The following is a 22977-nucleotide window of genomic DNA, read 5'->3' as shown; positions in this document are numbered from 1 at the left end:
CCAACTCGGGCCTGTGCGACCTGTGAATTGGGTCCCTGCTTTCGCAGGGATGACTGCCGGTGGGTCTGTGATCACCTGAGCTATTTCCGGGCCTTCGCAACACAAGAGTCTGCAACTCTTGCTTAGCGCCCCGACCTACTCGCGAAAGCTGTAGCGCGGGGCGGTTTCGGGTTGCAGCAGGATGGCGCGCAGGTCGCTGTCGCCGGCGGCGTAATCGACCGTCTCGGCCGGCGGCTTCGACATCGCCTGCACCCCGATCCAGCCGGCAACCAGAACGCCGACGAGAATGCCGGCGCCGGTGAAGCGGTATTTGCGGGCGCGTTTGGCGATCCGTCCGGGCAGCAACAGCAGCCAGACCACGGGGATCAGCAGGAGGAGAAAGAGCAGTTCCATCTGGGGAACCTCGCACTCATTCCCGCATACTCTACCGGATTGTGGTTAAGGATTGGTGTGGAGCAGGCTTCCGACCCCTAGCGAGCCATAGACGCCGGGCTTTGCCGCTGCTACGCATAGGCGTCTAGTAAAGCGGTTTACAAAAACAATGACAAGCAAATTCAAGACGGTGTTCGGCGACAAGAAGCCGGTGATTGCCATGGTGCATCTGGGGGCGCTGCCGGGCGCACCGCTGCACGACTACGAGGGGGGCGTGGAGGCCATCGTCGAGGGGGCCCGCAAGGACCTGGTGGCGTTGCAGGCCGCCGGGTTCGATGCCGTGATGTTCGGCAACGAGAATGACCGGCCGTATGAATTCAAGGTCGACACCGCCTCGACCGCGACCATGGGCTACGTGATCGGGCGGTTGCGCTCGGAAATCAGCGTGCCGTTCGGCGTCAACGTCCTGTGGGACCCGGAAAGCTCGATCGCACTGGCGGCGGCGACCGGGGCGCGCTTCGTGCGCGAGATTTTCACCGGCACCTATGCCTCGGACATGGGCCCGTGGACGCCGGATGCCGGCAAGGCGATGCGCTATCGCGACCGGCTCGGCCGCCAGGATCTGGCGCTGCTCTACAATGTCTCGGCCGAGTTCGCCTATTCGCTGGACCAGCGGCCGCTGAGCGACCGGGCCCGCAGCGCGGTGTTCTCGTCGATCCCCGATGCGATCCTTGTTTCGGGCGCGATCACCGGTGAGGCGGCCAAGATGGTCGACCTCGAAGCGGTGAAGAAGGCGCTGCCGACCACGCCGGTACTGGCCAATACCGGCGTGAAGCACGCGACGGTGGCCGAGGTGCTCAACGTCGCCGACGGCTGCATTGTCGGCTCGTCGCTGAAGGTCGATGGCGACACCTGGAAGGCCGTGGATGCCGACCGGGCCGCCGAGTTTATGCGGCTGGTCCGCGCGGCGCGGGGGTATTGATGAGCCTCAAGCAATGGGTGATCGACCTGATGCTCATTCCCGGGCTCTCGGGCTATGAGGGACGGGTCAGGAAATATCTGAAGGCAGCGATGGCGGGGCTGGGGATCACCTCCACGACCGACCGGCTGGGCAACCTGATCGCGACGCTGCCGGGCGACAAGGGTGCGCCCAGCGTCATGCTGTTCGCGCATATGGACCAGCTCGGCCTGATCGTGAGGAAGATCGAGCCGAACGGGATGGTTCGCGTCGAGCGGCTGGGCGGCGTACCGGAACGGGCCCTGCCGTCGACGGAGGTGCTGTTCTGCATCGGCGAAGGCGCCGATGTGCCTGGGCTGATCGCGCATAAGAGCCACCACGCCACATCGCAGGACGAAAAGTACAAGGTGCTGCCCTACCCCGAGCTCTATATCGACGCCGGGTTCAAATCGGCGGCCGAGGTGCTGGCGGCAGGGATCGATGTGGGAACGCCCATCGTCTACGCGCCCAAGGTGACCGAACTCGCCAATGGACGGATCGCCGGCACGGCAGTGGACGATCGTGCCGCCTGCGCGGTGATGATCGAGGTGGCGAAGGCGCTGGTCGACGTGAAGAAGCGGCCGACGGTGCATTTCGTCTTTTCCGTGCAGGAGGAGTTCAACCTCCGCGGCGCGGTGACGGCGGCGCAGGTGCTGATGCCCGATGTGGCGATCCAGCTCGACCTGATCCTTGCGACCGATACCCCCGACATGGCGGCGCGTGGCGACGTGAAGCTCGGCGGCGGCCCGGCGATGTCGCTCTACTCGTTCCACGGGCGCGGCACGCTGAACGGCACGCTGCCGCATCCGGCGATGGTGAAACTGTTCGAAGACAGCGCCATGGCGAAAAAGCTGCCGCTGCAGCGCAGCGCCCATATCGGGGCGCTGACCGACCTCAGCTATGTGCAGCTGGTTGGCCAGGGCGTCGCCTCGATCGATGTCGGCTTTCCGATGCGTTATTCACACTCATCACTGGAAGTCTGCGACATGGCCGACCTCGAGCAGCTGACGACACTGCTGGTGGAGGCGCTGCCGCGGATCGACAGCAAGTTCAGCCTCGATCGGGACGATTACATCGGATGAGGCACTATCTCGGCATCGATATCGGGACGTTTGAATCGAAGGGCGTGCTGGTGGATGCGGAGGGGCGGATCGTCGCCAGCGCCGCCCGGCCGCACAAGATGCTGGTGCCGCAGCCTGGTTGGGCCGAGCACCGGCCGCGCGAGGACTGGTGGGGCGACTTCTGCTTTCTGAGCCAGAAGCTGATCGCCGACAGCGGCGTCATGCCCTCAGACATCGTCGCGGTGGCGGCAAGCGCCATCGGCCCCTGCATGCTGCCGGTGGATGCAGAAGGCGAGCCGCTGATGAACGGCGTGCTCTATGGGGTCGACACCCGGGCGGCCAAGGAGATCGAGGAGCTGACGGCACGGATCGGCGAGGACGTGCTGCTGAGCCGCTGCGGCAACGCGCTGACCAGCCAGTCGATCGGGCCCAAGATCCTGTGGCTGAAGCGGAACCGGCCGGAGCTCTATGCGAAAACCGCGAAGATCCTGACCTCGACCACTTACATCGTCCACAAGCTCACCGGCCGCTATGTGATCGACCACTATTCGGCGGCCAACTTCTCGCCGCTCTACGATGTCGAAAAGCTCGAGTGGACCGACGAGCTGGCCGACGACATCATCGGGCTGGAGAAACTCCCCGAGGCGATCTGGACCACCGACATTGCCGGCACGGTGACGGAGGCAGCTGCTGCTGAGACGGGTCTCGCAGTGGGGACGCCGGTGACGACGGGGACGATCGATGCGGGCGCCGAGGCGCTGAGCGTCGGGGTGCTCGACAGCGGCGACATGCTGCTGATGTACGGCTCGACCATCTTCATCATCGAGATCACGCCGGTCCGGGTGCCGGATGCGCGGCTCTGGTACGCGCCGTGGTTCTTCCCGGGCAAGCACGCCGCCATGTCGGGGCTCGCGACTTCGGGGACGCTCAGCCACTGGTTCCGCGAGCAGTTCGGCAAGGAGTTGGATCCGGCGACTGCGGTGATGGCATTGGCGCTCGAGGCGGAGGGTTCGCCGCCCGGCGCCAACGGGCTGGTGATGCTGCCCTATTTCTCGGGCGAGCGGACACCCATCCACGACACCGAGGCCAAGGGCGTGCTGTTCGGCATGAACCTGACGCACACCCGCGGCGATATCTACCGGGCGCTGTTCGAGGGCATCGCCTTCGGCACGCACCATGTGTTCGAGACCTATGCCGATGTGGGACAGCCACCCAAGGCGATCCTCGCGGCCGGCGGCGGCACCAAGAACCGGGTTTGGGCGCAGGCGACCTCGGACGTGTCGGGCCGAACGCAGATCGTGCGGCAGAAGACGGTGGGAGCGTCCTATGGCGATGCGTTCATCGCGGCGCTGGCGATCGGCGATGTGCAGCCGGACGATATCCGGACCTGGAACCCGGTGGACCACCAGATCACTCCGGACGAGAGCCTCCGCGAACTCTACGAGCGGCAGTATCGGGTGTTCCGGGAGCTCTATGAGCGAAACAAGGATTTGATGCGGGAGCTTTAGCCCGGCATCGAGCTCTCGGCTCACCCCCTCCGAGCTTCGCAAGATCGCTTCGCTCTCAAGCTTCGCTTGCCTCCCCCATCAAGGGGGAGGTGGGGCCGGTATGCTGGGCCGGATGGTGCCCCAGCCACCGGCCAGCACCCTCCCCTTGACGGGGAGGGGTGCGAGTGTGACGCCGGCGTTTCCGGCCCCTACCCCTTCACGCTGCCGGCCGTCAGCCCGCGGATGATGTAGCGTTCGAGCAGCACGCCGACGACAACCAGGGGGGCGATGGCGGCGGTGGAGAGGGCGGCCATGCTCCACCAGTTGATGCCCTGTGAACCAGTCTGGCTGGCGACCATCACGGGGAGCGTTTTCGCGCTGGAACCGGTGAGAAGCGCGGCGAAGAAATACTCGTTCCAGCAGAGGATCAGGCTGAGGATGAAGGCGGCGACCATGCCGGGAAGCGCCATCGGCAGGATGATGCGGAAGAAGGTGCCCCAGGGGCCGAGGCCATCGACCTGCGCGGCTTCATCGAGCTCGATCGGGATGGTGTCGAACTGGTCCTTCATGATCCAGATGACGATCGGCAGGACCGTCAGCGTGTAGAGCAGGACGAGGCCGATGATGCTGTCGAGCAGCGCCAGCTCGCGGTAGAGCACGAGAAAGGGCAGCGCCAGGACGACCGGCGGCAGGATCAATTGACTGAGAAAGAAGAAGCTCAGATCCTGGTTCTTCATCCAGAGGAACTTGTACTGGAAGCGGCTGAGGCCGTAGGCGGCGAGCGAGCCGATCAGCACCGCTAGGAACGAGGCGCCGAAGGCGGTGTAGACCGAATTAAGGAAGCGGCCGAGGAACTCGTCGCGGACGGTCGAGACCTGCCCGATGGTATCGGGCGAGAGGCCGAGCGAGCGCCAGCCCAGCCAGTTGGGCTGGAAATCCACCCACGGGATCAGGTGGCCGAGCTGCACATCCTTGGCCACCTTCATCGAGGTGGTGATGGTCCAGTAGACCGGGAACAGCGACACGAAGGCCCAGGCCACCAGCGCGGCATAGATGCCGACCTTGCCGGCGATATGCTTCAGGCGCCGGGCACCAGCACCGGCATCGGCGGCGGTCGCGGCGGAGAGTGTTGCTTCGGCGGCCATCAGGTCATCCTCTGCATGTGCCTGCGCAGGAACTTCAGCAGCAGGGTGATGAAGATCACGATCAGCACCAGATAGAACATCGCGAGCATGGTGCCGTAGCCGACGTTCGAGCGGTCACGGTACTCGCGATAGATGAAGCTCGAGACGCTGTCGGTGGCGCCGCCGGGACCGCCCGAGGTGACAGTGATGATGATATCGGCGAGCTTGAGCTTGAAGATGATGCGCAACACGATCGCGGTGATCGAGACCGGCAGCATCAGCGGGAAGATCACCTGCCAGAAGCGCTGCCAGGGCGACGCACCATCGACCTTGGCGGCCTCGATGACCTCCTTGGGCATGGCCTGGAGGCCCGCCAGCAAGAGGATCATCACGAACGGGATCGACACCCAGGCATCCATCGCCTCGATCCACAGCCGCGCGACCCAGGGATCGGTGAAAAAGCTCGGGTTGTTGAAGCCCAGCCACCGAGCGAAGCGCGCCACCGGGCCGAAGCGGTATTCGAGCATCGACTTGCCGACCATCCAGCTGACGGCGACCGGCGACAGCATCAACGGGATGAGGAAGACGACGCGCCAGAATTTCCGGGCGCGGATCTCGGCGTTGAGCAGCAGGGCGAGGCCAAAAGCGACGGCGTACTCGACGAGCACGAACAGCACATAGATCACCATGTTGCGCATGGCGTTCCAGTAGAACGGGTCGCGGACCAGCTGCACCAGGTTGTCGAAGCCGTTGAACTTCTGGCCGGTCAGCGAGGCGAGGTTCCAGTCGGTGAAGGCGATGGACAGGCCGAACAGGGTCGGAAAGATCGCCATGGCCACGGTGAACAAGGCCGCCGGCAGAATGAACAGCGCCTTGAGCCCGGCCTCGCCGCGCGCCATCACCATGCCGACCCCGAGCGCCACGGCCCAGAGCAGGTAGGCGTAAAGCGTGGGGCGCCAATCCTTGAGACCGAGTGGCAATATGCCGGCGGAGTTAAGCGCCTGGAGCAGGCCGACGGCGAGGAAGAGAACGCTGGCAGCGGCAATGAGCGCCCTGCCCCCGTCTTTGCGGCGACGCGAGATGGCGCCGTAGCTCGGTGATTCAGTCAACGCCATCCACGCCTCTTGGACAGTTCTCGTTCCGAACTAAATCGGCTGGTGACGGTCCGCCACCAGCCGTGGATTGTCAATCACGCCATACGCGGCACTACATGCCGAGCGACGCCTTGTAGAGCTTGATCTGGTTGTCGCGACCGATCTGGTCGGTGATCTTCTCCCAGGCGGCGGCGATGGCGTCGGCGGTTTCCTGGGCGCCGGCGTACTGGCCGTTGATGCCCTTCACCAGTTCGTCCTCGGCGATCGAGTAGTACTGGAAGATGCCGGGGATACGGGGCTCGATGGCAGCGTTCGGGTGGTTGTAGCTGTCGAGGTTCGAGCCGAGGTAATCCTCGACGAAGGCGCGATCATAGCCGGCAGCCACCCACTCATCGTACTGGAAGTGCGAGTTGCGATAGGGCTGGAAGCCGGACGGGTAAGCTGCGGTCCACAGCGAGATGTCCTTGCCGCCCAGATGTGCGGCGGCGGACCAGGCGGCCTTGCGCTTCTTCTCGTCGCCGGAGACGCGGCTCGTGACGTACACGCCCCAACCGATATAGGCCATGTTGGGAGCGAAGTTCTCTTTCTCCTCCCAGGCGCTGGTCTTGGAGTTGTAGACCTTCTTGGCGCCAGGGTTGATGGAGAAGCCGACCACATCGCCGACCACCGAGGTATCGGAGGTGCGGGCGTTGGAGCCGACATCGCCCCACCAGGTGAGGGCCGCGCCGGTGCCGCCGAGGAACTGCGAGAAGGCAGTGGCGTTCGGGTCGGCATTCAGCTGATCAGGCGGATAGGCGTTGGCCTTCACGAGGTCGAGCACATCCTGGATGGCCTGCACCCAGGCCGGGTTGTTGACCCGCGGCTTCATGGTGTCGGGGTCGAACAGCCAGGCCGGATCATCCGGATGCTTGGCATAAGCGGCTGCGCGGTCCTCGAGGAAATAGAAGCCGAAGCCACCCCACTGATACTTCAGCGGATCGATGAAGCCGTAGGCCGGGGTTCCGGTGATCGGATCGTTCTTGCCGGTAAGAGCGGTGGCCAGCGCCGGGAAATCTTCCCAGTGCGTCGGCACGTCGGCCATGCCGCTGATCGAGCCATCGCCGAAATAGTCCTTGCGGTAGGCGAAGGTGTGGCAGTCGCCGTCGATGTTGATGCGGTAGGTCTTGCCGTCCCAGGTGCCCACCGGCGCCTTGAGATAGTTCACCAGATCGTCCGCCTCGATCTGGGTCGCGACCCAGTCGGGCATCTCGTCGAGCAGGCCCTTGCCAGCGGTGTCGCCCTCGAAGGGCGCGCCCATCTCGACGATGTCGAAATCGACGGTGCCGGTGGCGATCGACTGCTGCAGGCGCGGATTGTAGTCGGCCTGGGCCAGATCGATCCAGTTGATCTTGGCGCCGGTATAGGCCTCCCACGGCTTCAGGAAGCCGCGGAACAGGAAGTTATGCAGGTTCTGGTTGTTGAGCCCCATGAAGGTCAGCTCGACGCCGGCAAACTCGCCCTCGGCGACGTTGGCCTTGGTGGCGGCGAGGCAGAGTTCACCGACCTTCTGCCAGTCGGCATCGGTGGGCGAGCCCTTGCCGACGCCGGGGATCTGCAGGATCTGGGCGCGCACGCTGTCCTGGGCAAAGGCGCGGCCGGCGAAGGTGCTGCTGAGCGCAGTGCCGGCGGCGAGCGCGGCCGCGCCCTTCATGAAGCTGCGGCGGCTGGCCTGGATGGCCGCAATCCGGTTGTAGAGTTCGAGTTTCACGTCTGTTCTCCCTCAAAGCGCCGCTTCCAGCGGCGTTGTCGCCTCCGCGCCGGCGCTCGATGGGAAACTGAACGTGCAGGTCGGGCCGCGCCACGGCGCAACCCAAGTCCCTCAACCCCTGCCGACGTCCCTCCCCAGGGAGCGCTCCCTTATATGCGGGATGCTGAGGAATGGTATGGAGCTAACATGTTAGAAGTCAACATGTTGGCGAGACCACGGAGCCCCTGCAGCGCACAAAGTGGGGGTTGCATTCATCAGTGAGTAGTGCGTGCTTTCACCAGTGAATGCACAATTTCCGCAGGAGCGCCTCCCGGCCGTGCTCGGTGGGCGCTCCAGGTGTTTTGCTGGTCACGCTTTCGAACCGGAAAAGTCTGCAACTTTTCCTGAAAGCGCTTTAGGCCTCGGGCGGCAGCACACCCTTTTTGAGGATGAAACAGCCGTAGAAGCGGCGCTCGCCGGTCTGAATCACCACGTAGGAGTGCTTGGCTGCCTCGTAGAAGGCAAAGCGCTCGATCGAGCCCATCGGCGAGGGCTTGCCCTCGGCCTTGTCGATCGCCGCCTGTACTTCGAGCTGCACCGGCGGCACCTCGTCGGGCTTGCCGACGATCTCCATGCGCAAGGCCGGGTGCGGCACGAAGCTGTCGAGCGGCATCAGCGACAGAATCGCCTCGGCCGCACGGCCGGCAGTGACATTCTCGAGCTTCAGCAGCTTGCCGTAGACGGTCTGGCGGGCAATCGAATCCGAGGGAAAATTCATGTCGGCGATGATCAAATCGTCGCCGTGGCCCATGGACTTGAGCGCATGCAGCACGTCGGCATTCAGAACGGGATCGAGCCCCTTGAGCATGGTTTCCTCCTCCAAGGATGAGGCTGATTAGCATGCGGACACCAGGTGTGCATCCCCGACTGCCGCCCCGATCTCCCCAGCGCACCGCGGTAGCAGATCATGGGCATTGCGGCTAAGGTCCGCCAGCGAAAGGGGACGACCAAACGATGACGATCCTGGTGACTGGCGGCGCGGGCTTCATCGGCTCAAACTTTGTGCTCGATTGGCTGGCGGCCAACGATGAGCCGGTGGTGACGCTTGACGCTCTGACCTATGCCGGCAACCTCGCCAACCTCACGTCGCTCACCGGCGACAGCCGACACCAGTTCGTGCGCGGCTCGATCGGCGACAGCGCCCTGGTCGGCCGATTGCTGCGCGGACACGACGTGCGGGCCGTCATTAATTTCGCCGCGGAGAGCCATGTCGACCGGTCGATCTCCGGCCCTGCGCCGTTCTTCGAGACCAATGTGATGGGGACGCTGCACCTGCTCGAGGCAGTGAAGGCCTATGTCACCGGGCTCGAGGAGACGAAGCGGCGGGATTTCCGCTTCCTCCACGTCTCGACCGACGAGGTCTATGGCACGCTGGCGCGCGACGAGGCGCCGTTCGCCGAGACCAACCCGTACAAGCCGAACAGTCCCTATGCGGCGTCGAAGGCCTCATCCGACCACCTGGTGCGGGCCTATCGCGAAACCTATGGGCTCGCGACGATCGTTACCAACTGCTCGAACAATTACGGGCCGCTGCAATTTCCTGAGAAACTGATTCCGCTAATCGTCCATAACGCATTGAACGGAAAGGCTTTGCCGCTCTATGGCGATGGGCTGCAGGTGCGCGACTGGCTGTATGTCGGCGACCACTGCTCGGCACTGCGCAGGGTGCTCGAGGCCGGCAAGCCGGGCGAGACCTACAATATCGGCGGCGACAACCAGAAGACCAATATCGAGGTGGTACGAACCATCTGCGCGTTGCTCGATGCCAGGCGACCGCGGCCCGATGGCGCGAGCTACGCAGCGCAGATCACCCATGTGACCGACAGGCCGGGGCATGACCGGCGCTACGCCATAGACCCCACCAAGCTTGCCGGCGAGCTCGGGTGGCGCCCCGCAGTGGTGTTCGAGGAGGGCCTGGCGAAGACCGTCGACTGGTACCTTGGCAACGAAGCCTGGGTTACCGACGTGACCAGTGGCGCCTATCGCGAATGGGTGGCGAGGCAGTACGGATGAGACTGCTGATCCTGGGACGCGACGGCCAGGTCGGCACGGCGCTGACGCAATTGCTGGCCCCGCTCGGTATGGTCGTTGCGTTCGGCCGCGAGGGCGCGGACCTGGCACATCCAGAAGGGCTGGCGAAGATAGTCGACCGCGAGCGGCCGGACGTGATCGTCAATGCCGGCGCCTACACCGCCGTCGACCAGGCCGAGAGCGAACCCGAGCTGGCGCAGCTGGTGAATGCCGATGGGCCGGCTGCTCTGGCCCGCGCGGCGGCGGAACGCGATGCCTGGCTGATCCACTACTCCACCGACTACGTGTTCGATGGCGAGAAGCCAGGACCCTATGCCGAGGATGATGCGACGGCGCCGCTCAACGTCTATGGCGCAAGCAAACGCGCCGGCGAGCAGGCGATCGGCAAGGCGGACGGCAAGCACCTGATCTTTCGGACCAGCTGGGTGCACGCGCCGGGTCGCAGCAACTTCGTCGCCAAAATTCTGGGGCTGGCGCAAAGCCGTGACGAGCTCAGGGTGATCGACGACCAGGTTGGGGCGCCGACCAGCGCCCGGCTGATTGCCGAGGTAACGGCCCGCGCCGTGGCGAAGATCGCCCACGACCGCCCGCTCGCCCGCGGCATCTACCACCTTGCCGCGGCAGGCGAGACGAGCTGGCACGGCTATGCAAGCTACATCATCGGCGAAGCTGTTCGGCGGGGCGTACCACTTAAGCTGCGCCCGGAGCGAGTGCTGCCGGTATCGTCCAGCGCCTTCCCCTCACCGGCCAGGCGGCCGCACAATTCGCGCCTTTCCACGCACAAGCTGCGTAGCGCGCTCGGCATCGAGCTGCCCGACTGGCAAGCCGACGTGCTGGGAACGCTCGACACCCTGCTTCCGGAGACCATCCGATGACGCGCCGCGGCATCATTCTCGCCGGCGGCGCCGGGACGCGCCTCCACCCCGCGACACTGACGGTCTCCAAGCAGCTGCTGCCGGTCTACGACAAGCCGATGATCTACTATCCGCTGTCGACGCTGATGAGCGGCGGCATGCGCGAAGTGCTGGTGATCTCGACGCCGGAGGACCTGCCGCGGTTCCGCACCCTGCTCGGCGACGGCCGGCAATGGGGGATGGAACTGAGCTACGTGGTGCAGCCGAGCCCGGACGGGCTGGCGCAGGCGTTCATCCTCGGCGCGGATTTCGTCCGCGGCGGCCCCTCGGCGCTGATCCTCGGCGACAACATCTTCTTCGGCCATGACCTGACAAAACTGCTGCAAGTCGCCGACCGGCAGGCGCAGGGCTCGACGGTGTTCGCCTATCACGTGAACGACCCCGAGCGTTATGGCGTGGTGGAGTTCGACCATGCCGGTGCGGCGATCTCGATCGAGGAGAAGCCTGAGCTCCCCAAATCGAACTACGCCGTGACCGGGCTCTATTTCTACGACGCCGAAGTGGTCGAGCTGGTGCGGAGCCTGAAACCATCGGCGCGCGGTGAGCTTGAGATCACCGACCTCAACCGCCTCTATCTGGAGCGTGGCACCCTCAATGTACAGCGGATGGGCCGCGGCTTTGCCTGGCTCGACACCGGTACACATGACTCACTGCTCGAGGCCGGGCAGTTCATCGCGACGCTGGAGAAGCGGCAGGGTTTCAAGGTCGCCTGCCCGGAGGAAATCGCCTGGCGTAACGGCTGGATCGACGATGAAGCGCTGGCGCGGCTCGCCCAGCCACTTAGAAAGAGCGGCTACGGCATGTATCTCATGGCGCTGCTGCGCGAAGGGCGAGGCTGATGGACGTCGAGCGACTGGACATCGATGGGTTGATGGTGTTCGAGCCGCGCGTATTCGAGGACGAGCGCGGCGCCTTCTTCGAGAGCTTCAACGAGGCCAGGTTCCGCGAGGCGACTGGTTTCGACGGCAACTTCGTGCAGGACAACCACTCGATCAGCCACAAGGGCGTGCTGCGCGGGCTGCACTACCAGGTGCCGCCGCACGCCCAGGGCAAGCTGGTGCGCGTGCTCGCCGGCGCCGCGTTCGACGTCGCCGTGGATATTCGCGAGGGTTCGCCCACGTTCGGCAAATGGGCGTGGGTGGAACTCAGCGCGGCGAACCGCAAGCAGCTCTGGATCCCAGCCGGGTTCGCGCACGGGTTCCTGGCGCTCGAGCATGGGACCGAGTTCTTGTACAAGACTACCGATTTCTGGCACGCGGCGAGCGACCGCAGCATCCGCTGGGATGATCCGGAGATCGCCGTGGCGTGGCCATTGACCGGGGCTCCGGTGGTTTCGCGAAAGGATGCGGCGGCGCCGAGTCTGGCCGCCGCCACTCGAGGCGGCTGAGGCAGGCGAGCCTGCGACAGATTACGCCGGCTGCAGCTCCGGCTTCACCTCTTCGAGCTCGATCAGCGTGCCGTCGAAATCCTTGGGGTGAAGGAACACCACCGGCAGGCCGTGGGCGCCGATCCTGGGTTTGCCGTCACCGAGCACACGGGCGCCGGCTTCGACCAGCGTGCGGATAGACGAGGCGATGTCAGGCACCTCGTAGCAGACGTGATGCATGCCGCCCGAAGGATTACTCGCGAGGAACTTGGCGACCGGCGAGTTCTCGCCCAAAGGGGTCATCAGTTCGATCTTGGTGTTCTCGAGCTGGACGAAAACCACGGTAACACCGTGCTCGGGCAGATCGTGCGGGGGGTGCACATCAGCCCCAAGCAGGTCGCGGTATTTCGCGGCAGCGGCGGCGAGATCCGGGACGGCGATGGCGACATGGTTGAGCCTGCCGATCATCGATTACTCAGCCTTCCCTCGATCTGGTTCAGCACCGAGAACGCGGCTTCCAGCACGTTGGTGCCGGGGCCGAAGATCTCCGCCACACCAGCCTCACGCAGGAAGTCATAGTCCTGTTCGGGAATGACGCCACCGACGATGACGGTGACGTCGCCGAGCCCCCTGCCCCGGAGTTCGCCGATCAGCTCGGGTACCAGCGTCTTGTGGCCGGCGGCGAGGGAGGAGACGCCGACGGCATCCACCTTCAGCTCGGCGACGTGGTCGGCAACCTCAGGGGCCGTCTCGAACAGGTCGCCCATATGGACGGTGAAGCCGAGATCGGCGAAGGCGGTGGCGATGACCTTGGCGCCACGATCATGCCCATCCTGCCCCATCTTGGCGATGAACAGCGCCGGCGGGCGCTTCTCCTTGTCTCTGAATGCTGCAATTCGGCTGGTGAGCTGGGCGTACTGTGGATCTGCGGCATAGCTTTCCGCATAAACGCCGGAGATGACGCGGGTGATCGCCGAGTGGCGGTTGAAGACCTGCTCGAGGGCAGCGGAAATCTCGCCCAGGGTGGCGCGGGCGCGGGCGGCGGCGATGCTGGCCGCGAGCAGATTGCCTTTCGATCTCGCCTGACTCTGCAGTGAGGCCAGCGTAGCGACCACGGCGTCTGGGTTGCGGGCGCGGCGGATTTCGGCGAGGCGGGCGACCTGCTCGTCGCGCACCTTGTTGTTGTCGATCTCGCGGATGGCGATCGGCGCTTCGTTCTCGAGGCGGTAGCGGTTGACGCCGACGATGACATCCTCGCCGCGATCGACGCGGGCCTGGCGCAGGGCGGCGGCCTTCTCGATCTCCAGCTTCGGGGTACCGGCCTGGACGGCGGCGGTCATGCCGCCCTGAGCCTCCACCTCGGCAATCAAGGCGCTGGCGCGCTCCACCAGGTCGGCGGTGAGGGCTTCGATGTAGTAGGAACCGCCGAGCGGGTCGACGACGTCGGTGACGCGGCTCTCGTGCTGCAGAATCAACTGGGTGTTACGGGCGATGCGCGCTGAAAATTCCGTCGGCAGCGCAATGGCTTCGTCGAAGGAATTGGTGTGGAGGCTCTGGGTGCCGCCGAGCACGGCGGCGAGCGCCTCGATGGTGGTGCGGACGATGTTGTTGTGCGGGTCCTGCTCGGTCAGCGACACGCCGGAGGTCTGGCAGTGGGTGCGCAGCACCAATGACTTTGCGTCTTTGGCGCCCAGTTGGGTCATGAACTTGTGCCAAAGGGTGCGGGCGGCACGGAGCTTTGCCACCTCGAGGAAAAAGTTCATGCCGATGCCGAAAAAGAAGCTCAGCCGCGGCGCGAAGGCATCGATATCGAGACCCCGCGCCTGCGCCGAGCGCACATACTCGATGCCGTCGGCAATGGTGTAGGCCAGCTCCTGCACCGCCGTCGCCCCGGCCTCGTGCATGTGGTAGCCCGAGATCGAGATCGAGTTGAACTTCGGCATATGCTCGGCGGTATAGGCGATGATGTCGCCGACGATCCGCATGCTCGGCCCAGGCGGGTAGATATAGGTGTTGCGGACCATGAACTCCTTGAGGATGTCGTTCTGAATGGTCCCGTCGAGCTGCGCTCGTTTTACCCCCTGCTCTTCTGCCGCGACGATGAACATCGCGAGCACCGGCAGCACCGCGCCGTTCATGGTCATCGACACGCTCATCTGATCGAGCGGGATTCCGTCGAACAGCACCTTCATGTCCTCGACGCTGTCGATGGCGACGCCGGCTTTGCCAACATCACCGGTGACCCTTGGGTGGTCGCTGTCATAGCCGCGATGGGTGGCGAGGTCGAAGGCGACGCTCAGGCCCTTTTGGCCGGCGGCGAGGTTCTTGCGATAGAAGTCGTTGGACTCGCGCGCCGTGGAGAAGCCGGCATATTGCCGGATGGTCCACGGGCGGTTGGCATACATGGTGGCGCGAACGCCGCGGGTGAACGGCGCAGCGCCGGGAACGCCGGGATCGGCGGCAGCGTCTTCCGGGAAGTAAGCCGGCTTGATCGGGAGATCGCCGTAGTCGCGGTTCAGCGACTCCACCGGGGTGTCGCGCAGGTCTTTCTGGGCGAGTTTCGACCAGTCGGCGAAGGTGGGAGAGTTGTTCATGGGCCCCACCCTCATCCGGCCTGTCGGCCACCTTCTCCCATCAAGGGAGAAGGCCCGACTGTGACCCCTGAGGTGATCGCCTTCTCCCGTTGTGGGAGAAGGTGCCCGAAGGGCGGATGAGGGGTGAGCCACACACACCGGACCATGATCATACCGCCTCGAACTCCAAAATCACCTCGTCCACCGCCAGAACGCTGCCGGGTTTCACGCGCACCTTGCTGATCCGTGCGCGCTTTTCCGCCTTCAGCACGTTCTCCATCTTCATCGCCTCGACAATGGCGAGGGTCTGGCCGTCTTCGACGATATCGCCTTCGGCGACGTCGATGCGGACGATCTGGCCGGGCATCGGGCAGAGCAGGAACTTCGAAAGGTCGGGCGGCACCTTCACCGGCATCAGCGGCATCAGGTCGGCGACGTGCGGCAGCAACACCTTGGCGACGAGATCGGCACCGCGCCAGCGCAGGCGGAAGCCGCCGGTGACGCGATCGAGCTTGACGTGGTGCAGGCGCCCATCGACGCGGGCGATGCAGAGGCTGTTGCCGGGCTTCCAGCCGCTTTCGACCAGCAGCTTCTTGCCGTCCGGCGCGGTCAGCCAATACTCGATACCATCGGCGCGGACCGAGAAGTCCCAGCGCTCGGCGCCAATGATCACGGCGCGTGGTTCAGGCGTCGTCGGGTAGAGCCGCTTGTCGAGCGCGAAGGCAGAGCAGCAGGCGAGCGCCGCCAGATGCGTCAGAGATTCCGCGTCCGGCGGTACACCGCTGAAGCCGTTGGGGAATTCCTCAGCGATGTAGCCGGTGGTGAGGCGGCCGGAGCGGAAGCGCTCCTGCCCCATGACAGCCGAGAGGAACGGGATGTTGTTGCCGACGCCTTCGAGCTCGAACTCGTCGAGCGCCACTTCCATGGCGTCGATCGCTTCGGTGCGAGTCGGGGCCCAGGTGCAGAGCTTGGCGATCATCGGATCGTAGAAGGTGGAAATCTCGCCGCCTTCGGCAACGCCGGTATCGTTGCGGACCACCAGTTCGGGCGAGGCCTCCTCGACTGGTGGGCTATAGCGGGTGAGCCGACCGGTGGAGGGCAGGAAGTTGCGGAATGGGTCCTCGGCGTAGATGCGGCTCTCGATGGCCCAACCATTGATGCCGATATCGGCCTGAGTGAGCGGCAGCTTCTCGCCTGATGCGGCTAGGAACATCAGCTCGACCAAGTCGAGGCCGGTGATCAGTTCGGTGACCGGGTGCTCGACCTGCAGCCGGGTGTTCATCTCGAGGAAGTAGAAGTTGCGATCCTTGTCGACGATGAACTCGACAGTGCCGGCCGAGGTGTAGCCTACCGCCTTGGCGAGGGCGACGGACTGCTCGCCCATGGCCTTGCGAGTGGCGACGTCGAGGAAAGGCGACGGTGCCTCCTCGATCACCTTCTGGTTGCGGCGCTGGATCGAGCATTCGCGCTCGTTGAGCCACAGCACATTGCCGTGCTGATCGCCGATCAGCTGGATTTCGATGTGGCGCGGCTCGGTGACGAATTTCTCGATGAAGATGCGATCGTCGCCGAAGCTTGACGCGGCCTCGGATTTCGAACGCTCAAAACCCTCGCGAGCTTCGGCATCGCTGTGGGCAATGCGCATGCCCTTGCCACCACCGCCGGCAGAAGCCTTGATCATCACCGGATAGCCGATGGAGCGCGAGATGGTGACGGCCTCCTCGGCATCGGCGATGAGGCCCATATGGCCGGGAACGGTGGAGACGCCGGCCGCGGCGGCCAGCTTCTTACTGGTGATCTTGTCGCCCATCGCCTCGATGGCTTTCACCGGCGGGCCGACGAAGATGATGCCCTCCGCCGCAAGGGCTGCAGCGAAGGCGGGATTCTCCGAGAGGAAGCCATAGCCGGGGTGTACCGCTTCGGCGCCGCTCTGCTTGCAGGCCGCAACGATCTTCTCGATCGAGAGATAAGAGTCGCGGGCGGCAGAGCCACCGATATGCACGGCCTCGTCGGCGAGCTTGACGTGAACGGCATCACGATCGGCGTCGGAATAGACGGCGATGGTGCGGATGCCCATCCGCTTGGCGGTGCGGATAACGCGACAGGCAATCTCGCCGCGATTGGCGATGAGGAGGGAGGAGAACATTCAGGGGGTGGTCCTGTCGGGATCCGACTGCCTGGCGCCGGAGCTGGCAGTCGACTCCCTCCCCCGTCGCGGGGAGGGATCAAGGGTGGGGGGAGCAGCTACGCTGGATATCTCGGCAAGTGCCGCTGCGATGGTCAGATAGACACCCTCTGCATTCTCCATAACATCGTTGTTCCAGAACCTCAGCACGCGGTAGCCGCGCCCAGCGAAATAGTCGTCGCGTGTCGCGTCGTTTGTCTGGGCAAGGTCGGTCGTGTGCGTTTCGCCATCGACTTCGATCACTATTGCCGGATGGCGGCACGCGAAGTCGGCATAGTAGGCGCCGATCTGGGCCTGACGGCGGAAGTTGTAACCCTGGCTGCGTAGCGGGAAGAGGATTGCCCACATACGGCGCTCGGGTTCGGGAGGGTTACGGCGGAGCTTTTGGGTGAGCTCGGTGCTCATGGGTGCCTTGCCTCCGCCGTCGAGTGTGCGGCTCCCCCCACCCTTGATCCCTCCCCGCAACGGGGGAGGGAGGCGTGGGGGGCGCGGCCGGTGGTTGGCACCAAGCCCCTCACAGCGGAATGTTCCCGTGCTTCTTCAGCGGGATCACCGCCTTCTTGTTCCTCAGCGTTTCGAACGCCCGTGCTACCCGCCGACGGGTGCCGTGCGGCATGATCACATCGTCGATGAAGCCGCGTTCCGCCGCGACAAATGGGTTGGCGAACCTTGCCTCGTAATCCGCGGTGCGTCTTGCGATCTTGTCTTTGTCGCTGAGTTCGGAGCGGTAGAGGATTTCCGTCGCGCCCTTGGCGCCCATCACGGCGATTTCGGCCGTCGGCCAGGCGTAGTTGACGTCGGCGCGGATGTGCTTACTCGCCATCACGTCATAGGCGCCGCCATAGGCCTTGCGGGTGATGACGGTGACCTTGGGGACAGTGGCTTCGGCATAGGCGAAGAGGAGCTTGGCGCCGTGCTTGATGATGCCGCCATATTCCTGGGCGACGCCGGGGAGAAAGCCGGGGACATCGACCAGGGTCAGGATGGGGATCGAGAAGGCGTCGCAGAAGCGGATGAACCGCGCCGCCTTCTTCGACGAGTTGATGTCGAGACAGCCGGCGAGAACCAGCGGCTGGTTGGCGATGACGCCCACCGTCCCACCGTTGAGACGGATGAAGCCTACGAGGATATTGCCGGCATGGTCCTTCTGGATCTCAAGGAAATCGCCCTCGTCGGCGATTTTGAGGATCACCTCGCGCATGTCGTAGGGCTTATTGGCGCTGTCGGGGATCAGGGTGTCGAGGCTGGGCTCTGCACGGTCGATGGTGTCGTTGACGGCGACCACGGGCGGCTTGTCGGCCGCGCTCAGCGGCAGGAAATCGAACAGGCGGCGGACTTCGAGCAGGGTCTCGATGTCATTGTCGAAAGCGGCGTCGGCGACCGACGAAACCTTGGTGTGGGTCGAGGCGCCGCCGAGTTCCTCGTGAGTGACGATCTCGGAAGTGACGGTTTTCACCACGTCCGGGCCGGTGACGTACATGTAGGAGGTGTCCTTCACCATGTAGATGAAGTCGGTCATGGCGGGAGAATAGACCGCGCCGCCGGCGGTGGGGCCCATCACCACCGAGATCTGCGGGATGGCGCCCGAGGCCTGGACGTTGCGCCAGAACACCTCGGCATAGCCGCCCAGCGCCGCGACACCCTCTTGGATGCGGGCGCCGCCGGAATCGTTGAGGCCGATGACGGGCGCGCCGTTCTGCACGGCAAGATCCATGATCTTGCAGATTTTCTGGGCGTGGGTTTCGGAGAGGGAACCGCCGAAGACGGTGAAATCCTGGCTGAACACGTAAGTGAGGCGCCCATTGATGGTGCCCCAGCCGGTAACCACGCCATCGCCCGGGATGATGTTCTGCTCCATGCCGAAATCCACCGCCCGGTGGGTGACGAACATGTCGTATTCCTCGAAGGAACCGGGATCGAGCAGCACCTCGAGGCGCTCACGGGCGGTGAGTTTGCCCTTGCCGTGCTGAGCATCGATGCGCTTCTGGCCGCCGCCGAGACGGGCCTCATTGCGCCGCTGATCGAGCGCGGCGATGATCTTTTGCATGGAGTCCCCTGAGCGTTGATCATTCACCGTTCTGGCGAACGGCGAATGCTCCAAGTCTTCTTTGTTGGTCGCGCTTTCGAACCGGAAAAGTCTGCAGCTTTTCCTGAAAACGCTCCAAGCCATCGCCAGCTTACACGGTCCGACGAAGCGACGAGAGACAGGAATGTGCGGACCTGCTAATTCTGCAAAGTTGCAAACTGTGAAATTGCGAACTTGCGAATGGCTGACCGTAAGATCTTCGCCGGAGCTCGGGTGCGGGCGGCGCGCACCAGGGCGGGGCTGACGCAGCGCGAGCTGGCGCGGCGGCTCGAGATCTCGGTGTCGTATCTCAACCAGATCGAAAACAACCAGCGGCCGCTGACGGCTTCGCTGATGCTGACGCTGGCCGAGAATTTCGGGCTCGACCTAGGGGAGTTGACCTCGGAAGGGGCCGACCGGGTGCTGGCCGACCTGCGTGAAGCGATGGCCGATCCGCTGTTCGGCGAGGCGGCGCCAGGGCTGATCGAGCTCAAGTCGGTGGCGGCAAGTGCGCCCGATACGGCGCGGGCGATGCTGCGGCTCTACGAGGCCTATCGCAAGGCGAACGAGCGACTGATGGGGGCGGACGCGGCGATGGTTGGCGGCCCCGGCCTGCAGACCAGCTACGAGGAAGTCCGCGACTTCTTCCACTACGCCAACAATTACGTCGATCCACTTGATCTCGCGGCGGAGAACCTCGCCGGAACGATCGGGCTGGCGTTGCATGGACGGCTCGAGCGACTGGCGAACTACCTGACAACACGCCATCGGGTTTCGGTAGTGTTCGAGGAGCCGAACTCGCCGGACCAGTTGCGGCGGTTCGAACGGGCCTCGCGCACCATCGTGCTGAACGGGAGGCTGGCGCCAGCGACGCAGTATTTCCAGCTTGGCGTGCAGCTGGCGCTGATCGAACAGGCGGAACTGATCGATGAGATCGTCACCGGGGCGGAGTTCAAGACCCGGCAGGCAGCCGATATCTGCCGGCTGGGACTGGCCAACTACTTCGCCGGGGCATTGCAGATGCCGTATGGAGCGTTCCTCGCGGCGGCGGATCGCACTGGCTACGACGTCGAGGAACTGGCGTTCGAGTTCGGCGCGTCGATGGAGCAGGTCGGGCATCGGCTCTCGACCATGCAGCGGCCCAGGGCGCGCGGCGTGCCGTTCTTTTTTGCGCGGGTGGACGCGGCGGGGACGATCACCAAGCGGCACTCGGCAACGCCACTGCAGTTCCCGCGCTTCGGCGGCGCGTGCCCGCTCTGGAACGTGCACCGGGTATTCGGCGAGCATAATGGGCGGATCGCGCGGCAACTGGCAGAGACGCCGGACGGCAATCGGTACCTCTGTCTCGCCTGGTCGGAAGAAAAGCATACTGGCGGGTTTCGCGGACCGGTGCGGCGCTATGCCTATGCGCTCGGCTGCGAGGTGGCGCATGCGAGCAAGCTCACTTATGCGGCGGACCTTGACCTCTGCCGCGGCTTCGAGCCGATCGGGATCAGTTGCCGGATCTGCCCCCGGACCAACTGCATCCAGCGCTCGGTGCCACCGATGGATGCGCGGCTGGAGATCGATGTCGATCGGCGCGAAGTGGTGCCGTATCGACTGGGGTGAAGCTGGTGGGGGCTTCAGGCACGATGGCTCCGCACCCCCTCTCTGGCAAAAAACTAAGGACCTAGCTGCGCTAGGCCCAAGTTTTCGCTTTCTCCCCCGCTAAGGGGGAGATGGAGCGTGGGGTTGATCCTGGTGCTCACTCGAAACAAAAGCCCCGGGCACTGACCCGGGGCTCTCTCATCGGCGGTGACTGGGATCACTACAATGACCCTGGGGATCACTGGTTGCCGACGTAGTCCTTGAGGATTTTCTCGTTCTTGGCCTGCTCGAGCTGGCGCACCACGTCCCGGGCGTTGCGGTCATCGGTGCGATACTTGACGAGGTTTACGAGGCTTCCCATCAGCAGCACGATGCCCATGCCCCAATACCCCTTGGTCGAGATATCGACCGGCGCGAGCCAGAGCGACAGCGCGAGGAGAAAGAGCGCGGCGGCGACGCCGGCAGCGTTGAACAGGATGTAGACCTGGTTGTTGTCGGAGTTCATTTCTGTGGTTCCCTTTGGTTCGAGTGTGGTTGCGGTTGCGGCTTAGAGGCTGGTGGACTTGAGGCGGGCAAGCACGTCGTCGGCGCGGACCTTGGTCTTGTCGCCGAAGCCGGCCTCGCCGAGGCGGTCGCGGATACCCTTCTCGCCGAGGCCGGCGTCGATCTCGTCGAGCACTTCGCTCTCGGCGAAGGGATCGGGGCCGTTGACGACGCGGGCAATCAACTCCTCCGCCTCGCGGATCGAACTGGTGGCGCCGATCGAGCGGTTGAGCGACTTCTGCGCCTTGCGTTCAGCATCGGCGGCGCGGGCCGAGATCATGCCCTGGCGCAGGTCGATGATGCGGCGGTTCGCCTTCTCCACCGAGGCCTGGGTGCGGGCGACACGGTTGGCGAGCTGATCGAGGGTATCGCGGCGCACGGCCCGCTCGTTTTCGAGGTTGGCTATGGCGGTCGCGGCGTCAGCGGCAAGATCCACACGGCCAGCGGCCAGCGCCTGACGGGCCCGGGTCTCGAGATCGTCAACCTGCGTCTCGAGGCGGCTGAGCGTCTGGGTCTCGTTGCGCTGACGGATGATCAGGGCGGCGAGGGTCGATTTGGCGAGCGACAATGCCCCCTCGGACTCACGGATCTTCTGTTCGATGAGGTCGATGGCGAAATGGTCGGTGAGCTGCTCTTCGGCGCGGGCCGAGGCGCCCCGGAACAGGGTTTTCAGAACGTTCAACATCGCAGTACGTCTCCCTTCGGTTGGTGTCGGCGTTTAATTGAACGCTGTTCACGAGGATCAACATACAGGATTTTAAACGGCGTTCAAGTTGTAAATTGAACGGTGTTTAGACGAAGGATGAGGCTAAACGGATTCAATGGGTTGCGGCGGCTTCTGGTGTAGAAACAGGGGGATGGCGGAGTGGGTTTTCCGGCCTTCGCCCGTATGCGCTAAGTTATGGTCGCGCCCACCCACCGGCTGTCATCCCAGCGAAAACTGGGACCCATCCATCAGCTGGTGCAGGTGGTGAGTTGGATCCCTGCTTTCGCAGGGATGACACGAGTTTGGGGCGCTGTCTGGTGGCAAGTTCGCCGATAGGCCCGGCACCTGGGCCTTCGCCGAGGTGACGCTGGCATTGGCGGAGACCTGCCTACTTCGTGCGGTGGGTGTAGGCGAGGATGTGCATGTCGACGAGCTCGTGCACGACCTTGCCGATGTCGCGGTCCATGATCAGGTTGAGGCGGCCCGAACTGTCGAGCGAGACGACGGAGTGGATCGAGGCGAAGACCAGTTGGCCGGACTGGTGGGCGGCTTTGTCGTCGAGGTCGGGGCGGATATCGGCAAAGCACTGGGCGATGATGCGGATCAGCGAGGCAATGGCCTCGACATACCAGGGCGGCACCGGCTGGTCGGGCTTGCGGCGGAACTCGAACAGCGCATTCCAGAGATTTCGCTTCAACGTGATGTAGCCGAGGAAGGCATCGGCGTAGTTGTGCAGCATCTGCCGCGGATCGTCGGAGGGCGTCCCATCAGCGAAGGCGCGGGCAAGGCCCACCAGGGTGCGGGTGTTCACCTGGGTGACGATGTCGTCGAGATCCTTGAAGTGATGGTAGAGCGTGCCGGCGGTGTAGCCGATGGCGCGGCTCAGCGAGCGGGCCGAGAACGCGTCGATCCCCTCCTCGGCGATCAGTTCCTCGGCGGTGTTGACGACGAGGCTCGCAAGCTCCTCCTTCGAATGGTCGGCACGGCGGGCCATGGGCAACTCCAGAACTGAACGACGTTCAATTAGACTTAGGAGCGTGGCTTGTCTATGGCGGACACCGAGAGCCTGCCTCTCTACCGCCTCGC

21 protein-coding genes are annotated in these 22977 nt (G+C 64.4%); 8 read left to right on the top strand and 13 right to left on the bottom strand.

Annotated features, from left to right (window positions below):
* Nucleotides 1–135: 135 nt before the first annotated feature.
* The gene (locus tag ASC89_RS10605) at nucleotides 136–393 is read right to left on the bottom strand and encodes a hypothetical protein (protein WP_055997465.1); all 258 of its coding nucleotides are present in this window, start codon (nucleotides 391–393) and stop codon (nucleotides 136–138) included.
* A 148-nt stretch (nucleotides 394–541) separates the two neighbouring features.
* Between ASC89_RS10605 and ASC89_RS10600 the strand changes: the two genes are divergently transcribed.
* The 3 genes from ASC89_RS10600 to ASC89_RS10590 are packed head-to-tail and all read left to right on the top strand — an operon-like array spanning nucleotide 542 to nucleotide 3938.
* Entirely contained in the window at nucleotides 542–1354 is an 813-nt protein-coding gene (locus tag ASC89_RS10600; protein WP_055997462.1) for a BtpA/SgcQ family protein, read from the top strand.
* Nucleotides 1354–2451, top strand: coding sequence for a M42 family metallopeptidase (locus tag ASC89_RS10595; protein WP_055879465.1), 1098 nt, complete (start codon nucleotides 1354–1356; stop codon nucleotides 2449–2451). Before ASC89_RS10600 ends, ASC89_RS10595 begins: the two co-directional genes overlap by 1 nt.
* Nucleotides 2448–3938 carry an FGGY-family carbohydrate kinase gene (locus ASC89_RS10590; RefSeq protein WP_055997459.1) on the top strand — a complete coding sequence of 497 codons (1491 nt, stop codon included), beginning with the start codon at nucleotides 2448–2450 and terminating at the stop codon, nucleotides 3936–3938. The genes ASC89_RS10595 and ASC89_RS10590 overlap by 4 nt, the downstream gene beginning before the upstream one ends.
* A gap of 188 nt (nucleotides 3939–4126) precedes the next feature.
* Here the strand turns inward: ASC89_RS10590 and ASC89_RS10585 are convergent, their stop codons facing one another.
* From ASC89_RS10585 to ASC89_RS10570, 4 genes are all read right to left on the bottom strand, one after another.
* A complete protein-coding gene (locus ASC89_RS10585; protein ID WP_055879472.1) occupies nucleotides 4127–5062 on the bottom strand; it encodes a carbohydrate ABC transporter permease in 936 nt (311 codons plus the stop codon).
* Complete coding sequence (locus ASC89_RS10580) at nucleotides 5062–6156, bottom strand: carbohydrate ABC transporter permease (RefSeq protein WP_055879474.1); 1095 nt, start codon at nucleotides 6154–6156, stop codon at nucleotides 5062–5064. Before ASC89_RS10580 ends, ASC89_RS10585 begins: the two co-directional genes overlap by 1 nt.
* A 91-nt stretch (nucleotides 6157–6247) precedes the next feature.
* Nucleotides 6248–7825: an extracellular solute-binding protein gene (locus ASC89_RS10575; RefSeq protein WP_407065066.1), complete on the bottom strand. Its 1578-nt coding sequence runs from the start codon at nucleotides 7823–7825 to the stop codon at nucleotides 6248–6250.
* A 451-nt stretch (nucleotides 7826–8276) separates the two neighbouring features.
* Nucleotides 8277–8729 (bottom strand): RbsD/FucU family protein, encoded by a 453-nt coding sequence (locus tag ASC89_RS10570; protein ID WP_055997456.1) that lies wholly within the window; start codon nucleotides 8727–8729, stop codon nucleotides 8277–8279.
* A gap of 146 nt (nucleotides 8730–8875) precedes the next feature.
* On the opposite strand from ASC89_RS10570, the gene rfbB reads away from it, so the two are divergent.
* The 4 genes from rfbB to rfbC are packed head-to-tail and all read left to right on the top strand — an operon-like array spanning nucleotide 8876 to nucleotide 12253.
* Nucleotides 8876–9934, top strand: a complete 1059-nt coding sequence (gene rfbB, locus ASC89_RS10565) for a dTDP-glucose 4,6-dehydratase (RefSeq protein WP_055997453.1) — start codon at nucleotides 8876–8878, stop codon at nucleotides 9932–9934.
* Entirely contained in the window at nucleotides 9931–10827 is an 897-nt protein-coding gene (rfbD, locus tag ASC89_RS10560) for a dTDP-4-dehydrorhamnose reductase (protein ID WP_055997450.1), read from the top strand. The genes rfbB and rfbD overlap by 4 nt, the downstream gene beginning before the upstream one ends.
* A complete protein-coding gene (rfbA, locus tag ASC89_RS10555; RefSeq protein ID WP_055879487.1) occupies nucleotides 10824–11705 on the top strand; it encodes a glucose-1-phosphate thymidylyltransferase RfbA in 882 nt (293 codons plus the stop codon). Before rfbD ends, rfbA begins: the two co-directional genes overlap by 4 nt.
* On the top strand, nucleotides 11705–12253 hold the full coding sequence (rfbC, locus tag ASC89_RS10550; RefSeq protein WP_055997447.1) for a dTDP-4-dehydrorhamnose 3,5-epimerase: 549 nt from the start codon (nucleotides 11705–11707) through the stop codon (nucleotides 12251–12253). Before rfbA ends, rfbC begins: the two co-directional genes overlap by 1 nt.
* Nucleotides 12254–12274: 21 nt before the next feature.
* Here the strand turns inward: rfbC and mce are convergent, their stop codons facing one another.
* The 5 genes from mce to ASC89_RS10525 all read right to left on the bottom strand — a co-directional run bounded on the left by mce (nucleotide 12275) and on the right by ASC89_RS10525 (nucleotide 19037).
* Entirely contained in the window at nucleotides 12275–12700 is a 426-nt protein-coding gene (gene mce / locus ASC89_RS10545; protein ID WP_055997444.1) for a methylmalonyl-CoA epimerase, read from the bottom strand.
* On the bottom strand, nucleotides 12697–14826 hold the full coding sequence (gene scpA / locus ASC89_RS10540; protein ID WP_055997441.1) for a methylmalonyl-CoA mutase: 2130 nt from the start codon (nucleotides 14824–14826) through the stop codon (nucleotides 12697–12699). The genes mce and scpA overlap by 4 nt, the downstream gene beginning before the upstream one ends.
* A 148-nt stretch (nucleotides 14827–14974) precedes the next feature.
* Nucleotides 14975–16951 (bottom strand): acetyl/propionyl/methylcrotonyl-CoA carboxylase subunit alpha, encoded by a 1977-nt coding sequence (locus ASC89_RS10535; RefSeq protein WP_055997438.1) that lies wholly within the window; start codon nucleotides 16949–16951, stop codon nucleotides 14975–14977.
* The gene (locus ASC89_RS10530; protein WP_082533288.1) at nucleotides 16952–17395 is read right to left on the bottom strand and encodes an endonuclease domain-containing protein; all 444 of its coding nucleotides are present in this window, start codon (nucleotides 17393–17395) and stop codon (nucleotides 16952–16954) included. It abuts the gene before it with no gap.
* A gap of 109 nt (nucleotides 17396–17504) precedes the next feature.
* Complete coding sequence (locus ASC89_RS10525; RefSeq protein ID WP_055997435.1) at nucleotides 17505–19037, bottom strand: acyl-CoA carboxylase subunit beta; 1533 nt, start codon at nucleotides 19035–19037, stop codon at nucleotides 17505–17507.
* A 219-nt stretch (nucleotides 19038–19256) separates the two neighbouring features.
* Here ASC89_RS10525 and ASC89_RS10520 point away from each other — a divergent pair, with 219 nt between their 5' ends.
* Nucleotides 19257–20663, top strand: a complete 1407-nt coding sequence (locus ASC89_RS10520) for a short-chain fatty acyl-CoA regulator family protein (protein ID WP_055997432.1) — start codon at nucleotides 19257–19259, stop codon at nucleotides 20661–20663.
* Between the two features lie 217 nt (nucleotides 20664–20880).
* On the opposite strand, the gene ASC89_RS10515 is transcribed toward ASC89_RS10520, so the two are convergent.
* The 3 genes from ASC89_RS10515 to ASC89_RS10505 all read right to left on the bottom strand — a co-directional run bounded on the left by ASC89_RS10515 (nucleotide 20881) and on the right by ASC89_RS10505 (nucleotide 22885).
* On the bottom strand, nucleotides 20881–21147 hold the full coding sequence (locus ASC89_RS10515; RefSeq protein WP_055997429.1) for a YiaA/YiaB family inner membrane protein: 267 nt from the start codon (nucleotides 21145–21147) through the stop codon (nucleotides 20881–20883).
* A gap of 42 nt (nucleotides 21148–21189) precedes the next feature.
* Nucleotides 21190–21870 carry a PspA/IM30 family protein gene (locus ASC89_RS10510; RefSeq protein WP_055997426.1) on the bottom strand — a complete coding sequence of 227 codons (681 nt, stop codon included), beginning with the start codon at nucleotides 21868–21870 and terminating at the stop codon, nucleotides 21190–21192.
* 409 nt (nucleotides 21871–22279) lie between these two features.
* The gene (locus ASC89_RS10505) at nucleotides 22280–22885 is read right to left on the bottom strand and encodes a TetR/AcrR family transcriptional regulator (RefSeq protein ID WP_055997423.1); all 606 of its coding nucleotides are present in this window, start codon (nucleotides 22883–22885) and stop codon (nucleotides 22280–22282) included.
* Nucleotides 22886–22977 lie beyond the last annotated feature (92 nt).

This window comes from Devosia sp. Root413D1 (assembly GCF_001425235.1).
Taxonomy (GTDB): Bacteria; Pseudomonadota; Alphaproteobacteria; order Rhizobiales; family Devosiaceae; genus Devosia_A.
Note: the sequence above shows the minus strand (reverse complement) of the source record. Positions and strands in the feature narration are given on the sequence as shown.

Bases quoted from the DNA above. Each gene is read 5' to 3' on its own strand.
- rfbA (WP_055879487.1), top strand. From the start codon at position 10,824: ATGACGCGCCGCGGCATCATTCTCGCCGGCGGCGCCGGGACGCGCCTC.
- ASC89_RS10570 (WP_055997456.1), bottom strand. From the start codon at position 8,729: ATGCTCAAGGGGCTCGATCCCGTTCTGAATGCCGACGTGCTGCATGCG.
- ASC89_RS10590 (WP_055997459.1), top strand. From the start codon at position 2,448: ATGAGGCACTATCTCGGCATCGATATCGGGACGTTTGAATCGAAGGGC.
- ASC89_RS10515 (WP_055997429.1), bottom strand. From the start codon at position 21,147: ATGAACTCCGACAACAACCAGGTCTACATCCTGTTCAACGCTGCCGGC.
- ASC89_RS10505 (WP_055997423.1), bottom strand. From the start codon at position 22,885: ATGGCCCGCCGTGCCGACCATTCGAAGGAGGAGCTTGCGAGCCTCGTC.
- mce (WP_055997444.1), bottom strand. From the start codon at position 12,700: ATGATCGGCAGGCTCAACCATGTCGCCATCGCCGTCCCGGATCTCGCC.
- ASC89_RS10600 (WP_055997462.1), top strand. From the start codon at position 542: ATGACAAGCAAATTCAAGACGGTGTTCGGCGACAAGAAGCCGGTGATT.
- ASC89_RS10535 (WP_055997438.1), bottom strand. From the start codon at position 16,951: ATGTTCTCCTCCCTCCTCATCGCCAATCGCGGCGAGATTGCCTGTCGC.
- ASC89_RS10580 (WP_055879474.1), bottom strand. From the start codon at position 6,156: ATGGCGTTGACTGAATCACCGAGCTACGGCGCCATCTCGCGTCGCCGC.
- ASC89_RS10585 (WP_055879472.1), bottom strand. From the start codon at position 5,062: ATGGCCGCCGAAGCAACACTCTCCGCCGCGACCGCCGCCGATGCCGGT.
- ASC89_RS10595 (WP_055879465.1), top strand. From the start codon at position 1,354: ATGAGCCTCAAGCAATGGGTGATCGACCTGATGCTCATTCCCGGGCTC.
- rfbC (WP_055997447.1), top strand. From the start codon at position 11,705: ATGGACGTCGAGCGACTGGACATCGATGGGTTGATGGTGTTCGAGCCG.
- rfbB (WP_055997453.1), top strand. From the start codon at position 8,876: ATGACGATCCTGGTGACTGGCGGCGCGGGCTTCATCGGCTCAAACTTT.
- ASC89_RS10575 (WP_407065066.1), bottom strand. From the start codon at position 7,825: ATGAAGGGCGCGGCCGCGCTCGCCGCCGGCACTGCGCTCAGCAGCACC.
- ASC89_RS10530 (WP_082533288.1), bottom strand. From the start codon at position 17,395: ATGAGCACCGAGCTCACCCAAAAGCTCCGCCGTAACCCTCCCGAACCC.
- scpA (WP_055997441.1), bottom strand. From the start codon at position 14,826: ATGAACAACTCTCCCACCTTCGCCGACTGGTCGAAACTCGCCCAGAAA.
- ASC89_RS10605 (WP_055997465.1), bottom strand. From the start codon at position 393: ATGGAACTGCTCTTTCTCCTCCTGCTGATCCCCGTGGTCTGGCTGCTG.
- ASC89_RS10510 (WP_055997426.1), bottom strand. From the start codon at position 21,870: ATGTTGAACGTTCTGAAAACCCTGTTCCGGGGCGCCTCGGCCCGCGCC.
- ASC89_RS10520 (WP_055997432.1), top strand. From the start codon at position 19,257: ATGGCTGACCGTAAGATCTTCGCCGGAGCTCGGGTGCGGGCGGCGCGC.
- ASC89_RS10525 (WP_055997435.1), bottom strand. From the start codon at position 19,037: ATGCAAAAGATCATCGCCGCGCTCGATCAGCGGCGCAATGAGGCCCGT.
- rfbD (WP_055997450.1), top strand. From the start codon at position 9,931: ATGAGACTGCTGATCCTGGGACGCGACGGCCAGGTCGGCACGGCGCTG.